Source organism: Burkholderia multivorans ATCC BAA-247, assembly GCF_000959525.1.
In the GTDB taxonomy this organism is placed as follows: Bacteria; Pseudomonadota; Gammaproteobacteria; order Burkholderiales; family Burkholderiaceae; genus Burkholderia; species Burkholderia multivorans.
In genome coordinates, this window is the sequence record NZ_CP009832.1 from 1037236 (window position 1) to 1052686 (window position 15451).

The 15451-nt window shown below is 69.7% G+C and carries 18 protein-coding genes; all 18 read left to right on the top strand.

Annotated elements, in window-relative coordinates; translation table 11 throughout:
* The first annotated feature begins 22 nt into the window (after nucleotides 1–22).
* The 18 genes from pilL2 to radC all read left to right on the top strand — a co-directional run bounded on the left by pilL2 (nucleotide 23) and on the right by radC (nucleotide 15439).
* Nucleotides 23–619 carry a PFGI-1 class ICE element type IV pilus protein PilL2 gene (pilL2, locus tag NP80_RS17210; protein WP_006409216.1) on the top strand — a complete coding sequence of 199 codons (597 nt, stop codon included), beginning with the start codon at nucleotides 23–25 and terminating at the stop codon, nucleotides 617–619.
* Complete coding sequence (locus NP80_RS17215; protein ID WP_006409203.1) at nucleotides 616–1260, top strand: hypothetical protein; 645 nt, start codon at nucleotides 616–618, stop codon at nucleotides 1258–1260. The genes pilL2 and NP80_RS17215 overlap by 4 nt, the downstream gene beginning before the upstream one ends.
* Nucleotides 1261–1269: 9 nt before the next feature.
* The gene (locus NP80_RS17220) at nucleotides 1270–1992 is read left to right on the top strand and encodes a TIGR03759 family integrating conjugative element protein (protein ID WP_006409212.1); all 723 of its coding nucleotides are present in this window, start codon (nucleotides 1270–1272) and stop codon (nucleotides 1990–1992) included.
* Nucleotides 1977–2561, top strand: a complete 585-nt coding sequence (locus tag NP80_RS17225) for a lysozyme family protein (protein WP_006409211.1) — start codon at nucleotides 1977–1979, stop codon at nucleotides 2559–2561. Before NP80_RS17220 ends, NP80_RS17225 begins: the two co-directional genes overlap by 16 nt.
* Entirely contained in the window at nucleotides 2558–3112 is a 555-nt protein-coding gene (locus NP80_RS17230; RefSeq protein WP_006409204.1) for an integrating conjugative element protein, read from the top strand. The genes NP80_RS17225 and NP80_RS17230 overlap by 4 nt, the downstream gene beginning before the upstream one ends.
* Before the next feature lie 28 nt (nucleotides 3113–3140).
* Nucleotides 3141–5300: a type IV conjugative transfer system coupling protein TraD gene (gene traD / locus NP80_RS17235; RefSeq protein ID WP_006409209.1), complete on the top strand. Its 2160-nt coding sequence runs from the start codon at nucleotides 3141–3143 to the stop codon at nucleotides 5298–5300.
* Complete coding sequence (locus NP80_RS17240) at nucleotides 5297–6046, top strand: TIGR03747 family integrating conjugative element membrane protein (protein ID WP_006409210.1); 750 nt, start codon at nucleotides 5297–5299, stop codon at nucleotides 6044–6046. The genes traD and NP80_RS17240 overlap by 4 nt, the downstream gene beginning before the upstream one ends.
* A gap of 114 nt (nucleotides 6047–6160) precedes the next feature.
* Nucleotides 6161–6547 (top strand): integrative conjugative element protein, RAQPRD family, encoded by a 387-nt coding sequence (locus tag NP80_RS17245; protein WP_006409217.1) that lies wholly within the window; start codon nucleotides 6161–6163, stop codon nucleotides 6545–6547.
* Nucleotides 6544–6783, top strand: a complete 240-nt coding sequence (locus NP80_RS17250) for a TIGR03758 family integrating conjugative element protein (protein ID WP_006409219.1) — start codon at nucleotides 6544–6546, stop codon at nucleotides 6781–6783. The genes NP80_RS17245 and NP80_RS17250 overlap by 4 nt, the downstream gene beginning before the upstream one ends.
* A gap of 23 nt (nucleotides 6784–6806) precedes the next feature.
* Nucleotides 6807–7172, top strand: a complete 366-nt coding sequence (locus NP80_RS17255) for a TIGR03745 family integrating conjugative element membrane protein (protein ID WP_031688395.1) — start codon at nucleotides 6807–6809, stop codon at nucleotides 7170–7172.
* A 12-nt stretch (nucleotides 7173–7184) separates the two neighbouring features.
* Nucleotides 7185–7610: a TIGR03750 family conjugal transfer protein gene (locus tag NP80_RS17260; protein ID WP_006409213.1), complete on the top strand. Its 426-nt coding sequence runs from the start codon at nucleotides 7185–7187 to the stop codon at nucleotides 7608–7610.
* Nucleotides 7607–8299 (top strand): PFL_4703 family integrating conjugative element protein, encoded by a 693-nt coding sequence (locus tag NP80_RS17265; RefSeq protein ID WP_006409208.1) that lies wholly within the window; start codon nucleotides 7607–7609, stop codon nucleotides 8297–8299. The genes NP80_RS17260 and NP80_RS17265 overlap by 4 nt, the downstream gene beginning before the upstream one ends.
* Nucleotides 8296–9213, top strand: a complete 918-nt coding sequence (locus NP80_RS17270) for a TIGR03749 family integrating conjugative element protein (RefSeq protein ID WP_006409214.1) — start codon at nucleotides 8296–8298, stop codon at nucleotides 9211–9213. The genes NP80_RS17265 and NP80_RS17270 overlap by 4 nt, the downstream gene beginning before the upstream one ends.
* Nucleotides 9203–10681: a TIGR03752 family integrating conjugative element protein gene (locus NP80_RS17275; RefSeq protein WP_006409207.1), complete on the top strand. Its 1479-nt coding sequence runs from the start codon at nucleotides 9203–9205 to the stop codon at nucleotides 10679–10681. The genes NP80_RS17270 and NP80_RS17275 overlap by 11 nt, the downstream gene beginning before the upstream one ends.
* On the top strand, nucleotides 10662–11096 hold the full coding sequence (locus tag NP80_RS17280) for a TIGR03751 family conjugal transfer lipoprotein (protein WP_006409218.1): 435 nt from the start codon (nucleotides 10662–10664) through the stop codon (nucleotides 11094–11096). Before NP80_RS17275 ends, NP80_RS17280 begins: the two co-directional genes overlap by 20 nt.
* Complete coding sequence (locus tag NP80_RS17285) at nucleotides 11096–13990, top strand: conjugative transfer ATPase (protein WP_006409220.1); 2895 nt, start codon at nucleotides 11096–11098, stop codon at nucleotides 13988–13990. The genes NP80_RS17280 and NP80_RS17285 overlap by 1 nt, the downstream gene beginning before the upstream one ends.
* Before the next feature lie 13 nt (nucleotides 13991–14003).
* Nucleotides 14004–14750 (top strand): DsbA family protein, encoded by a 747-nt coding sequence (locus NP80_RS17290; protein WP_031688392.1) that lies wholly within the window; start codon nucleotides 14004–14006, stop codon nucleotides 14748–14750.
* A gap of 194 nt (nucleotides 14751–14944) precedes the next feature.
* Nucleotides 14945–15439, top strand: coding sequence for a RadC family protein (radC, locus tag NP80_RS17295; protein ID WP_006409205.1), 495 nt, complete (start codon nucleotides 14945–14947; stop codon nucleotides 15437–15439).
* The last annotated feature ends 12 nt before the right edge of the window (nucleotides 15440–15451 follow it).

Below are 15451 nucleotides of genomic sequence, written 5' to 3' on the forward strand. Positions count from 1 at the left end.
CCGTGTTCCAGGGAACTGCACCATGCAATCACTCACCTGCGTCGCCCATCGCCTGGTTGTGCCCGCCTTGCTCACCGGCTGCGTGCTCATCACCGGCTGCGCCTCCACGGGCGTGGCGAATGCCCCGACGGCCACCGCCATGCCACCGGAGCCGGTCTTGTCGGCCAGGGTCATCTACCCGGAACCCGAGCCGACCCTGATCCCGGTCGCCCGCTACGGGCGCTACACGCTGGTCGAGCTGGTGCCGGAACCCGCGCAGCGCGACCTGACGCGACAGGTGATTGAGGTTTCGATTCCGCCGACCTTCGATGCGAACGTCGGCGATGCCCTGCGGCACGTGCTGCTGCGCACCGGCTACCGGCTCTGCGACACGACGGAGGCCGCGGCGCTGTACGCGCTGCCGCTGCCGGCGGCGCATCTGCGGCTCGGGCCGCTGTCGCTGCGCGATGCCTTGCTGGCACTCGCCGGCCCGGCCTGGGAGCTGTCCGTCGATGACGCAGCGCGCGCGGTGTGCTTCACGCGCGTGACGGCAGCGCGCTCCGCTGGCCGCGTCGCCGCCGTCCCCGCACCCGGCACGACGGAAGCCGAACCCGCGCAACCCCAGGAGGCCCAGCCATGAACATCCCGCAACTTCCCGCCGAAGGCGCCGACCGCGCGCGCTGGCTGAAGATCGCAGCGGCCGCCTGCCTGCTGCTCGTGAGCGTGCTGGCCGTGGTCAACAGCGTGGGCCTGTCGCGCCTGGCCGAGCAAAGCCAGGCCAGTGCCCAGGATGCCCACGTGCAGGCGCTCAACACGCGCGTCGCGGAACTCGAACAGCAGTCCGCAACCTCGAAGAACCAGCCCAAGCCCGTCGCCCAACCGGACTTCGAGGCCGCCCGCAAGGCGCTCGACGAACGGCTGTCGCAAGTGGAGCAGGCCCAAGCCGCGGACAGCCGTGCCGGCGACCTGCAGGCGCTGCAGGCCCGCGTGGGCGACATCGAGGCCCGCCTGAAGAAAGCCGCTGCGCCTGCCGCGTCGCCCCGGCGCATCGCCGAGGCGGTCAAGCCCAAGGCGCCGGAGCCGCCGTTCAGCGTCGCAGGCCTGGAACTGCGCGGCGGCGAGCGCTTCCTGTCGATCGCGGGGCCGGGCGTGGCCGCCGTGCGCGAATTGCGACTGCTGCGCGAAGGCGATGCCATCGGCGCCTGGCAATTGCAAGTCATCGAGGCGCACGCCGCCGTGTTCCGCGTGGACGGCCAGACGCAGCGCATCGCGCTGCCGTAGGAGCCGGCCATGAAACCAGCCGCGATCGGTCTTGCCGCCATCCTCACCGTCGTCGCGGGTGCTGCCTCGGCGCAGTCGGCGCCGGTTGCGTCCTCGCGCACGGTTCCCGCCCAGGTTCAGAACAGCATCGACGCCATGCTGGACGAGCGCCTAGCGCGCGATTGGGGTCTGCGGCTGGAGGAATGGGCGCGCTACCGGCAACTGATGCAGGGGCCGCTGGGCGTCTATTCCCCGAACCTCGATCCGCTCACGGCCCTGGGCATCGAGGCGCGCAGCGACGAGGAACGCAACCGCTATGCGGAGCTGCATGTGCAGGCGGAATCGAAGCGCGTGGGCAAGACGCTGGCCTACCAGCGGGCCTACGACGCCGCCTGGAAGCGGCTCTATCCGGGCCAGCAGCGTGTGGACATGCCGGGCGCGAAGGCGCCGGGCGCCGGCAACCGGGGTTCGGGCCGGCTGGCGGTTTTCGTGAAGGCCGAGTGTCCGCCGTGCGAGCAGCGCGCGCGCCAGTTGCAGGCGGCCGGCACAGCCTTCGATCTCTACATGGTCGGCAGCCGCCAGGACGATGCCCGCATCCGCCAGTGGGCGACCCAGGCCGGCATCGACGCCGGCCGCGTGCGCGCGCGCACCATCACGCTCAATCACGACGCCGGGCGCTGGCTGTCGCTCGGCCTGCCCGGCGATCTGCCCGCCGTGGTGCGCGAGGTCAATGGCCAATGGCAGCGGCAGTAGCGCTCCGTGCCAGCAGTGTCGCACTGGCCCTCGGGCTCTGCGCCTGTGCGAGCTTCGCCCTGGCCCAAGAAGTGCCGCCTCCCGCCTATCAGCTTGCCGCGCAGCAGGCGGGCGTGCCGTCGCCGGTGCTGTATGCGGTCGCGCTGCAGGAGAGCGGCGCCCGGTTGCGCGGTCGCCTGATCCCCTGGCCGTGGACGCTCAACGTCGCCGGGCGGGCCGAACGCTACGCCACGCGGGTCGATGCCTGCGCAGGCATCCGCCGGGCGCTCGCCCGGGCGCCGGCCAACCGCATCGACGCCGGCCTCGGCCAGGTCAACCTCGGCTACCACGCGCAGCGTTACGACCACCCCTGCGACCTGCTCGACCCGTACCGCAACCTCGCCATCGCCGCGGAAATCCTGCAGGAGCAGCACATGCCGGGCGAGGACTGGCTGGTCGCCATCGGCCGCTACCACCGTCCTGCGGGTGGCGCGCCCGCCGCCCGCTACCGCCGCAACGTCCACCAGCACCTGACCCGCGTGCTGGGGCCGGGCGCCTCCATTCCCTCAGCCCGGAGCCCCATGCCATGAATCGCATCCTCCTTGCCGCCGCCGCGGCGATGTTCGCCGCCGTGGCCCACGCGCAGGACCGCAGCGCCGCAAACAAGGCCGTCTCCCCGCCGCTGATCGTGGTCGAAGACAAGGGCGGCGCCTCCGCGCTGCCGTACTACCGGGCCTTGAACCCGCAGGATGCGCAGCCAGGTCAACCGACGATGCCGCAGCCGGCGCCGCGCATCGGTGGCCCTGCGGACGCTGAGGCGGCCATGCTGCCGGTGCGCTCGGCGCGGCTGTCGCCCGGCGACGAGCCGCGCCGCGTGATCCGCGCGCCGGGCCTGACGCCGCAGTTCTTGGTCGGTGACGACGACCGCTCGCGCGCCTGGCTCAAGCAGCGGCGCGTGGAGCTGCAGGCACAGCGCGCCGTGGGCCTGGTGGTCAATGTCGCGACGCCCGAGGCACTGGCCGCGCTGCGCCGCCTCGCGCCGGGTCTGGTGCTGTCCCCGGCCTCGGGCGACGACCTGGCACACCGCCTGGGCATCAAGCACTACCCGGTGCTGATCACCGCCACCGGCATCGAGCCCTGACGCGGTAGAGCCAGGTGAAGCGCCCACCATGGCCCACTCCCAAGCCGTCGAAGTCTTGCTGCGGCCAGCGGTGGAGCTTTACACCGTCGCGGTCTGTGCGGGCGCCGCGCTTCTGTGCCTGGTGGCCCCGTGGTCGCTCGCGCTGAGCCCCTTGCTCGGCCTGGGTAGCGCGCTGGCCTTCCTGACCTTCGGTGCGATCCGCTTCCGGGACGCCTGGGCGATCCTGCGCTACCGGCGCAACATCCGGCGCCTGCCGCGCTACGTGATGACCAGCCGCGACGTGCCGGTCAGCCAGCAGCGGCTGTTCGTCGGCCGGGGTTTCCGCTGGGACCAGCGCCACACGCACCGGCTGATGCAGACCTACCGGCCGGAGTTCCGCCGCTATGTCGAACCGACGGCGATCTACCGGGCGGCCCGGTACTTCGAGGAGCGCCTGGAGTTCGCGCCGTACCCGCTGTCCAAGCTCGCCAAGGCCCTGGCCTGGGACAGCCCGCTCAACCCGGCGCGGCCTCTGCCGCCGGTGGGCGGCCTGCCGCGCCTGCACGGCATCGAGCCGCACGAGGTTGACGTCACCCTGCCTTTGGCCGAGCGCGTCGGCCATTCGCTGGTGCTGGGCACCACCCGCGTCGGCAAGACCCGCTTGGCCGAACTGTTCATCACCCAGGACATCCGCCGCAAGGTGGGCGGCCAGCACGAGGTCGTGATCGTCTTCGACCCCAAGGGCGACACCGATCTGCTCAAGCGCATGTACGTGGAAGCCAAACGCGCCGGGCGCGAAGGCGAGTTCTACGTCTTCCATTTGGGCTGGCCGGACATCAGCGCCCGCTACAACGCCGTGGGGCGGTTCGGGCGCATCAGCGAAGTTGCCACGCGCATCGCGGGCCAGCTCTCCGGTGAAGGCAATTCGGCCGCCTTCAGGGAGTTCGCGTGGAGGTTTGTCAACATCATCGCCCGTGCTCTGGTCGAGCTGGGGCAGCGGCCCGACTACCTGCTGATCCAGCGCCACGTCATCAACATCGATGCGCTGTTCATCGAGTACGCCCAGCACTACTTCGCCAGGAGCGAGCCGAAAGCCTGGGAGGTCATCGTCCAGCTCGAAGCCAAGCTGAACGACAAGAACATCCCGCGCAACATGATCGGGCGGGAGAAGCGCGTCGTCGCGCTGGAGCAGTACCTGTCGCAGGTGCGCATCTACGACCCGGTGCTCGACGGCCTGCGCAGCGCGGTGCGCTACGACCGGACGTACTTCGACAAGATCGTCGCATCGCTCCTGCCGCTGCTGGAGAAGCTGACCACCGGCAAGATCGCGCAGTTGCTGGCGCCGAACTACTCGGACCTGGGCGACCCGCGGCCGATCTTCGACTGGATGCAGATCATCAGGAAGCGGGCCGTGGTCTATGTCGGGCTCGATGCGCTGTCGGATGCCGAAGTGGCGGCCGCTGTCGGCAACTCGATGTTCTCCGATCTCGTCTCCGTCGCCGGCCACATCTACAAGTTCGGCATCGACGATGGTCTGCCGGGCGCGTCGGCCGGCATGAAGGTGCCAATCAACGTGCACGCGGATGAGTTCAACGAACTGATGGGCGACGAGTTCATCCCGATGGTCAACAAGGGCGGCGGCGCCGGGGTGCAGGTCACGGCCTATACGCAGACCATGAGCGACATTGAGGCCCGCATCGGCAGTCGCGCCAAGGCCGGCCAGGTCATCGGGAACTTCAACAACCTGTTCATGCTGCGCGTGCGCGAAACCATCACGGCCGAGCTGCTGACACGCCAACTTCCCCAGGTGGAGGTCTACACCACCTCCCTGGTCAGCGGCGCCACCGACAGTTCCGATCCTTCCGGCAACACCGCTTTCACCTCCAACACCCAGGATCGCGTCACCAGTACCAGCGTGCCGCTGATCGAGCCGGCGCACGTCGTCGGCCTGCCCAAGGGGCAGTGCTTCGCGCTGATCGAGGGCGGCCACCTGTGGAAGGTACGCATGCCCTTGCCGGCGCCCGACCCCGACGAGGCCATGCCGAAGGATCTGCAGGAGCTGGCCGGCTACATGCGGCAGCACTACGTCGAGGCCGGCGACTGGTGGGACGGCAAGGGCATTCCCGGCCTGCAGGATCAGGCGCTGCCCGACGATCTGCTGGCGGACTTCAAGCAGATGGCGAGCGTGGATGAAGGGGCCGCGGCATGAGCGACCCCGCCGTCGCCGTCCAGCGCCAGCAGGTCCGCCAGCAGGGCCTGATCGCGGGGCTGGTCACGCTGCCGTTCCGGCTGTTCGGCGTGCTGTGCGGCTCGCTGATGCTGTGCATCGTGATCGAGTGCGTCGGCATGCACTTCTTCTGGCCCGAGCAGGGCTGGCGCCATGCGCAGGGCATGCTGAACTACGAGCTGTCGCAGGTCTCGGAGCATTTCACGCGCAGCGTGCTGGTGCAGGAGCCGGGGCGCAGTGCGCGGCAGCTCGTCGAGTGGGCCTACCAAGGACTGTTCGTGAAGACCGGGCTGCTGGACTGGATACGCGATGCCGCCTCGCAATCCCGTGCCGGCACCCGCAGCCAGGTGCAGGACTTCCGCTACTACCTTGGACAGGTCTACGTGCATGTGGAGAGCTACCTGATCGCCTCGGCCTACACCGTGTTGGTGTTCCTCGTGCGGCTGCTGGTGCTGATCCTGATCCTGCCGCTGTTCGTGATGGCTGCTTTCGTCGGCCTGGTCGATGGGCTGGTGCGCAGGGACGTGCGCGGCTTCGGCGCCGGGCGCGAATCGGGCTTCGTCTACCACCGGGCCAGGGCGAGCCTGATGCCGCTGGCGGTGCTGCCCTGGGTCACGTACCTCGCGCTGCCGGTCAGCGTGCATCCGCTGCTGATCCTGCTGCCCAGCGCGGCGCTGCTGGGCGTTGCCGTGGCCATCTCCGCGGCCACCTTCAAGAAGTACCTGTAGGCGCGTCGTTCCTTGCGCTGCCGGAAAGCGGTGGCGGGCCGGTTCCGATTGATTGCGGCGCCGGAAGACCGGGCGTTCGAGCATGAGCCATTCGCATCCCCGGAGAACGGCTCGATGGAAACCTTCCGCAGTCCTGCGCATGTCCGGCGCCACGCCATCGCCGCGCTATTGGCCGCGCTCCTGCTCGCCGCTGCGGGGCTTCAGCCGGCCGTCGCCGCCGATGCAGCCGACAACGCCGCAGAGCGCGAGATGCTTGCCGCGGTGACGCGCCAGCTCGAACTGCTGGATCGCCTGGCCGAACGCGGAGCGGCCACCGCGCCGCAGGAACGGTCCCGCTACCACTTCGACTACGCCCGGCTGCGCGCCGACCTGCAACGCATGCGCGCAGGCGTGCGGGACTACCTCGTTCCCCAGCGCGCGCAGCCGCGCGATCCCGTGCCGCTGGCCGGCGACTACACGCGCAGCGGCACGGCCCCCGACAAGGAGGCGCCGTCGCCATGACGCCGTCCGCCGATCAGGTCGCCGCCTTTCAGGCCAACGGCGGGTTCGCGCCCGCAGCCGTCTCCACCGTCGTGCTCGGTTTCGTCTTCGCCGTCCTGCTGCTGTGGGGCGTGTGGGCGATGCGCACCGCCTATGTCGGCTGGGCCGAGCACCACCTGACCCAACGCCAGTTCCTCGGCGTCATCGTGCGCTTCGTCGCGATGTACCTGGTGCTGGGCTTCTTCCTCCTGTCCTGACCACCATGAAAGGGTGTATCGCCATGAACGCTTCGCTGATTCCTCGTCGCCCCGCTGCGCGCATCGCAGCCATGCTTGCCTCGCTGGGCCTCGCTGTCACGCCGCTTGTCTCGCTGGCGGCCCTGCCCACCTTGGAAGACCCGTCGCGCGGCACCGGCAGCGGCATCATGCAGACGCTGCAGAACTACGGCTACGACATCGTGCTGCTGATCGCGCTGCTCGTGGTCGCCTCGATGTTCGTCGGCGTCTGCTACCACGCCTACACGCGCTACGCGGAGATCCACACCGGCCGCGCCACCTGGGGCCAGTTCGGCCTGACGGTGGCGGTCGGCGCGATCCTCTTGGTCGTCGGCATCTGGCTGCTGACCAAGGCCACCGGCGTGCTGTAAGGGCCGGCAACCATGGCCAGCGCCCTGGAGAGCCCGCGCGACGGGCTCGTGACCTTTATGCCGCATCGCCTGAACCGCCATCCGGTGGTCGTGCGCGGGCTCACGGCCGACGAGCTGTGGGTCTGCGCCGGCTTGTCGGGCGCGGTCGGGTTCGTGGCCGGCGTGCCGCTGGCCTGGCTGACCCACAGCATTGCGATGGTGCCCACGCTGGTCGTTGCCGGCATCGGCATCGGCGTCTTCGTGGGCGGCGGTCTGTTGCGGAGGTGGAAGCGCGGCCGGCCTGACACCTGGCTGTACCGCCAGCTTCAGTGGCGGCTCGCGCTGCGCTACCCCGCGCTGGCGGCCCACGCGGGCGGTGGGCAACTCATCACCCGCTCGGGCTGGTGGTCCACGCGGCGCCTGCGGCCCAACCCGTCCCTGCGTCGAGATAGACCATGAGCCGATTCAAGAACGAGGTCGCGCACCTGCAGGCGCATGTGAAGGCCTTGCGCCTGGCCGGCGCCGCGCTGTTCGTGGTGGCGCTGCTGCTCGGCTTCGGCTGGTGGAGCGCACCCAAGAGCCTGACCATCCACGTGCCGCCCGACCTGCGCTCGGGCAGCACCCGCAAGTGGTGGGACGTGCCGCCGGAAAGCGTCTACGCCTTCACCTTCTACATCTGGCAGCAGGCGCAACGCTGGCCGACTAACGGCGAGCAGGACTACCCGCGCAACCTGCATGGGCTGTCGGCCTACTTCACACCGAGCTGCCGGGCTTTCCTGCAACAGGACTACGAGTTCCGGCGCAGCAACGGCGAGTTGCGCCAGCGCGTGCGCGGCATCTACGAGATTCCCGGCCGCGGCTACGGCGACGATCCCGCCGCGCGCGTGCGCACCGTGTCGGCGAACGACTGGATCGTCACGCTGGACGTGAGCGCCGACGAGTACCTGGGCGCCGAGCAGGTCAAGCGCGCACTCGTGCGCTACGCGCTGAAGGTCGTGCGCATCGACATCGATCCCGAGCGCAATCCCTTCGGCCTCGTTCTGGACTGCTATGCACGTGCGCCCGAGCGCATCGAAACCCCGCCGCCCCCGGCGCCAGCCGGCAAGCCCGCCAGCCCCGGTGCCAATCTGCAGGGAGACACCCCATGAAGCGCTGCTTCCTTCCGGCCCTGGCCGGCGTCCTGTTGTGCCTGGGTTTCGTGCCCGCGGGCAATGCCATCGAAATCCTGCGCTGGGAGCGCCTGCCGCTGGCGGTGCCGCTCGTGGTCGGCCAGGAGCGCGTGGTCTTCATCGAGCGCAACGTGCGCATCGGCGTGCCGGCCGGCGTCGGCGAGCAGTTGCGCGTGCAGAGCGCCGGTGGCGCGATCTACCTGCGCGCCAGCGCGCCCATCCCGCCCACGCGGCTGCAACTACAGGACGTGGAATCCGGCGCGCTGATCCTGCTCGACATCGCCGCCGAGCCGGCCAAGGCGGGCCAGCCCGCGCTCGAACCCGTGCGCATCGTCGAGGGTGATGTGCCGGCCATCCGCTACAGCGAGCCGGCCAGCCCCTCGGCCACCGCGGACGACGATGCGCAGCGCCCGACACCAACCGCCCGCCGCGCAACGCCGGTGGCCGTGGTGTTGACGCGCTACGCGGCGCAAAACCTGTACGCGCCGCTGCGCACCGTGGAGCCCATGGCCGGCATCGGCCGCGTCAACCTGCGCCGCAACCTCGCGCTGGACACCTTGCTGCCCACGCTGCCGGTGCGCGCGCAGGCGCTGGCCGCGTGGCGGCTCGAAGACCAGTGGGTGACGGCCGTGAAGCTCACCAACACCTCCGGGCGCTGGCTCGACCTCGATCCGCGTGCGCTGCAGGGCGACTTCCTCGCCGCGACCTTTCAGCATCCGACCCTGGGGCCGGCCGGCCGCGCAGCCGACACCACCGTGGTCTATCTCGTCACCCGTGGCCACGGCCTGGCCGAGTCGCTGCTGCCCAAGGTGGCGCCGATCGACGCGACGGTGAACCTGCCGCCGGCGGCGGCCGCCGGCCAGGCCGAAGGAGGAGCGCGCGATGAAAAGTAACCCCCTCCTGAAGTGGCTGCTGATCCCGATGGCGCTGGTGCTGGTGTTCGTCGGCATCAAGCTCTTCTCGGGCGAGCGCAGCGCCAGGCCGGTACCTCCCGGCAGCGCCAACCCGCTCACGCCCGAAGAGATGAAGGCGCTGGGCATCGAGGGCGACACGCCGCGCGATACCGTCGCGACGTTGGTGGCCCAGGTCAAGCAGTTGCGCAACGAGCTGCAGACGGCGCTCAACGACAACAAGAACCAGAAGACCGAGAACGAACGCATGCGCGCGAGGGAAAGCGCGATCGACCAGCGCATCCAGTCCGCGCTCGACGGCGAACGCGGCCGCCTGCAGCAGGACCGCGAGCAGTTGGCCGGCGACCGCCAGCAGACCCAGGGCCTGCTGCAAGACCTGCAGCGGCGCCTGGACGGCCTCTCCGGCAAGAGCGGCCAGGCCGACCTGCCGGTGGGCCTCGGGCTGGAGCAAGGCGACGGCAAGAGCTTCGGCGGCAACCAGAGCGGCAGTGCGCGCAACACCAACGGCACGCGCTGGGTGGAGCCGGACGATGCGAAACCCTCAGCGAAGAACGGCAGCAGCGGCGGCTTGAATTTCCCGACCAGCTTCGGGCCGGCGCAGAAGACGCTTTCCGACACGGCCGACGGCGTGGCAAGCACCGTCGCGGATGCGGGCAGCCGCGCCGTGAGCGCCACGGGCAATTTCGCCAAGCCGGTCTACACGGTGCCGTCGAACTCGACGCTGATGGGCTCGATCGCGATGACGGCGCTGATCGGCCGCGTGCCGATCGACGGCACGGTCAATGATCCGTATCCCTTCAAGGTGCTGATCGGCCCGGACAACCTGACCGCCAACGGCATCGACATCCCCGACGTGGCCGGCGCGGTGGTCAGCGGCACGGCCTCGGGCGACTGGACGCTTTCCTGCGTGCGCGGCCAGATCCGCTCGGTCACGTTCGTCTTCAACGACGGCACGATCCGTACCGTGCCGGAGGACGGCAATCGGAATCGGAGCAGCGGCAATCAGGGCAACAGCGCGAACAGCACGACGCAGGGCGGCCTGGGCTGGATCAGCGACCCCTACGGCATCCCGTGCGTCTCGGGCGAGCGGCGCAGCAACGCGCAGCAGTACCTGGGTTCGCAGGCGCTGATCACCGCGGCCGGCGCCGGTGCGGCCTCGCTGATCAAGTCGGACAACGGCAGCGTGGCCGTGGTCGCCAACAGCAACGGCTCGCTCGGCACCGTCGGTATCAGCGGCAATGAGGCGATGGGCCGCATCCTGGCCGGCGGCGTGCGCGACATGGCCGATTGGGTCAACAAGCTCTACGGGCAGGCCTTCGCCGCGGTCTACGTGCGGCCCGGCGCCAAGGTCGCCGTGCATCTGGAGCAGCCGCTCAACATCGACTACGACGCCAAGGGGCGGCGGGTCAATCACCGCATCGGAGACGCCCATGCGTCGGATTTGGATTGAATCGGCCGCGGCCCTGTGCGCGGTCATGGTGCTGGGCGGCTGCGCGACCAGCAAGGACGAGCTGCTGCCGCACGGCGATCACACCATGCTCGACGTGTGGAACCAGGAGACGGGCGGCAGCGCCGGTAGCGGACAGGCGGCGCGGCAACTGCTCGACGCGCGCCAGGGCCTGCGCCGGCCGCTGACCGAGGCCGACGTGCAGGCGGCGCCCGCCGCCGCTGCCGCCTACACGGGCACCGCGGCCAACGAGATTTACCGCCAGTTCCACCGGCTGCCGAACCCGGACCTGGTGATGTACGTGTTCCCGCACCTAGCCGGCACCGACCCGGTGCCGGTGCCCGGCTACACCACCGTGTTCCCGCTCTACCAGCGCGTGCAGTACGCGATGCCCGGCGAGCGCCTGGAGGACTACTGATGGCCTGGTCGTTGCCCTGGGCACGCAAGGCCGCCACGCCTGCCGGCCCCGACCTGGATGCCGATGACGCCTGGGCGCAGCATGTCTCGACGCTGGCCGCGCACGGTATTCCCGAGCCCGGCAGCGCGGTGGGCGGCCAGCCGCGCCGGCCGGCCACCGAGGCGGACTTGCAGGCGCTCTACGGCGTGGCGCCGTCCTTCGCCGACCTGCTCCCCTGGGTGGAGTACCTGCCCGATTCCAAGAGCGTGCTGCTGGAGGACGGCCAGTCGGTGGCGGCCTTCTTCGAGCTGGCGCCGGTCGGCACCGAGGGCCGCGAGATGGCATGGCTGTGGCAGGCGCGCGATGCGTTGGAGAACGCGCTGCAGGACTCGTTCGACGAACTCGACGAGAACCCCTGGGTGGTGCAGCTCTACGCCCAGGACGAAGCAACCTGGGACAACTACCTGCGCGGGCTCACGAACTACGTGCGGCCGCGCGCTCAGGGCAGCGCCTTCACCGAGTTCTACCTGCGCTTCTTCGGGCATCACCTGCGTGCGATCGCCAAGCCCGGCGGCCTGTTCGAGGACACGACGGTGACGCGCCTGCCGTGGCGCGGCCAAGTGCGGCGAGTGCGCATGGTGGTCTACCGGCGCGCGAGTGCGTCTGGCGCGTCCCGGCGCGGCCAATCTCCCGAGCAGGCACTGACGACGATCTGCGACCGACTCGCAGGTGGCCTCGCCAACACGGGCGTGAAGGCCCGGCGCATGGAGGCGAGCGACATCCACGACTGGCTGCTGCGCTGGTTCAACCCGCACCCCACGATGCTTGGCCCCGCCGCCGCCGACCGCGAACGGTTCTACGCGCTGACCCGCTACCCCGAGGAAGCCGAGCAAGGCGAGATTGAGCTGGCCAGCGGCGACTTCGCGCAGCGCCTGTTCTTCGGCCAGCCGCGCTCGGACGTGGCGAACGGCACCTGGGTCTTCGACGGCATGCCGCACCGGGTCATCGTGATGGACCGCCTGCGCATGCCGCCCGCCACGGGCCACGTCACCGGCGAGACGCGCAAGGGCGGCGATGCGGTCAACGCGCTGTTCGACCAGATGCCCGAGGACACGGTGATGTGCCTGACGGTCGTCGCGACGCCGCAGGACGTGCTCGAAGCGCACCTGAACCACCTGAGCAAGAAGTCGGTCGGCGAGACGCTGGCCTCGGAGCAGACGCGCCGCGACGTGCAGGAAGCGCGCGGGCTGATCGGCAGCGCGCACAAGTTGTACCGCGGCGCGCTGGCCTTCTACCTGCGCGGGCGCGACCTCGTGCAGCTCGACGCCCGCGGCCTGCAACTGGTCAACGTCATGCTCAACGCCGGCCTGCAGCCGGTACGCGAGGAAGACGAAGTGGCGCCGCTCAACAGCTACCTGCGCTGGCTGCCGTGCGTGTTCGACCCGGCCGCCGACAAGCGCCAGTGGTACACGCAACTGATGTTCGCGCAGCATGCGGCGAACCTCGCGCCGGTGTGGGGCCGCAGCCAGGGAACCGGCAATCCGGGCATCACGTTCTTCAACCGCGGCGGCGGGCCGATCACCTTCGACCCGCTGAACCGGCTCGACCGGCAGATGAACGCGCACTTGTTCTTGTTCGGCCCCACGGGCTCGGGCAAGTCGGCCACGCTCAACAACATCCTGAATCAGGTGACGGCGATCTACCGGCCGCGCCTGTTCATCGTGGAGGCTGGCAACAGCTTCGGGCTGTTCGGCGACTTCGCCACGCGGCTCGGCCTCAAGGTGCATCGCGTGAAGCTCGCACCCGGCGCCGGCGTCAGCCTCGCGCCGTTCGCCGACGCGCACCGGCTCGTGGATACGCCCAGCCAGGTGCAGACGCTGGATGCCGATGCGCTGGACGAGGACCAGGAGCCCGCAGTGCAGGCGGCGAGCCGCAGCGAAGAAGTGGACGAACAGCGCGACGTGCTCGGCGAGCTGGAAATCACTGCGCGGCTGATGATCACCGGCGGCGAAGACAAGGAAGAAGCGCGCATGACGCGCGCCGACCGCAGCCTGATTCGCCAGTGCATCCTCGATGCGGCCCAGCGCTGCGTAGCCGAGCAGCGCACGGTGCTCACGCGCGACGTGCGCGATGCGCTGCGCGAGCGCGCCCGCGACACGTCACTGCCCGAAGTTCGGCGCGCGCGCCTGCTGGAGATGGCGGACGCGATGGATATGTTCTGCCAGGGCGTGGACGGCGAGATGTTCGACCGGCCCGGCACGCCGTGGCCCGAGGCCGACATCACCATCGTGGACCTCGCCACCTTCGCGCGCGAGGGCTACAACGCGCAGCTCTCCATCGCCTACATCTCGCTGATCAACACGGTCAACAACATCGCAGAGCGGGACCAGTTCCTGGGCCGCCCGATCATCAACGTGACGGACGAAGGCCACATCATCACAAAGAACCCGCTGCTCGCGCCCTACGTCGTGAAGATCACGAAGATGTGGCGCAAGCTTGGTGCCTGGTACTGGCTGGCGACGCAGAACATCGACGACCTGCCCAAGGCCGCCGAGCCCATGCTCAACATGATCGAGTGGTGGATCTGCCTCTCCATGCCGCCGGACGAGGTGGAGAAGATCGCGCGCTTCCGCGAGCTGAACGCGGCGCAGAAGGCGTTGATGCTGTCGGCCCGCAAGGAGGCGGGCAAGTTCACCGAGGGCGTGATCCTCTCCAAGAGCATGGAAGTACTGTTCCGTGCGGTGCCGCCCAGCCTCTACCTGGCGCTGGCTCAGACCGAACCGGAGGAGAAGGCCGAGCGTTTCCAGTTGATGCAGCAGTACGGCATCGGCGAACTGGATGCCGCTTTCAAGATCGCCGAGAAGATCGACCGCGCCCGCAGCATCGAGCCGCTAGCGCTCGATGCGCTGGCGTGACGGGGAGTCCACGATGCGCATCCCTCGCTTCGCGCCGCCCCGCACCGTCCTTGTCGCCGCGCTGCTGGTGGCCGCGGCCCTGACCACGGCCGCGTGGCTCGCCCTGCGGCCGCCGTCGCCGCCCGCCGAGCCCGCTTCTCCTTCGGCAGAAGCAACACTTACGCCGGCAACGGCACCAGCCGGCCCGCCCTGGCGCTATGGCCGCGCCGATGCGCGCTTCACGGTGGTCGAGTACGCCGACCTCGAATGCCCGTTCTGCCGCGCGTACTTCGCGGTGCTCAAGCGCTGGATCGACGCGCACCCGGAGGTGAGCTGGCAATGGCACCACCTACCGTTGCCGTTGCACGAGCCGGCCGCTTCCGCCGGTGCGCGCCTGGTGGAGTGCGTCGGCGAGGCCGGCGGCCAGGCCGCGTTCTGGCAGGCCGTCGAGTGGGTCTACATGCACACCCGGGGCAACGGCCAGGGCCTGCCCGAGGGTCTGCGCTATCCCGACCTCACGCCGGCCGCGCAGCAATGCCTCGACAGCGACCGCCCCGATGCGCTGATCCGCGCACAGTCGGCGAGCGCGGCGCAGGAGGGCATCAAGGTCACGCCCACGCTGCGCCTGCAGGATCGCCAGTCCGGCAAGACGCTGCTGCTGCACGGCCCGGTCGAAGGAGATGCCTTGCTGTCCGCGATCGACCTGCTGGCGGCCAGTGCAGCGGCCGAGCCCGCATCGAAGGAAATGCCTGCCGAGTCTCTCGGCGACATGCCCAGGTAGCCACGATCTTCAAGGCTACGACGCGGCCTGGCCGCGCTGATCGACCCCGTTCGCTTCGCATCCCTGGACGCGAACAGCCACTGCGCATGTGGTGGCGGATGCCCGCTCTTCTGCCGCTTGTTCTTCATCGTCCCCCGGAGGGTTTGTCCCTTCCGGGACAGGCGTCCTCCGACTTCATTCCGTGGAGGTTCGCCATGTCCTATGTCGTCGCCGACTCGCGTCCCGAGTCGCTCAGCCTGATCGCCGCCCAGCACGAAGACTGGATTATCCGCCAAGCCATCACCTTGCTGGAACAACGCATCTTCAAGGCCGGCCCGGTGCTGAACAGTCCCGCCGCCGTGCGCGACTACCTGCATCTGAAGCTGGTCGCGGAGCCCAACGAGGTCTTCGCTGTCGTGTTCCTCAACTGTCAGCACCAAGTTCTCGCCTACGAGCCGATGTTCAAGGGCACGGTCGATCAAACCTCGGTGTACCCACGGGTGCTGGTGCAGCGCGCCCTGGCCCTCAACGCCTCGGCGGTCATCCTGGCCCACCAGCATCCATCCGGCATGACCGTGCCTTCGGCCGCCGATCAGGCGCTGACCGACCGGCTCAAGGCCGCCCTGGCGATGGTCGATGTCCGGGTGGTGGATCACTTCATCGTCGGCAAGGGCACGCCGTACTCCTTCGCCGAATCCGGCCTGCTGTAGCGCCGCTGACCG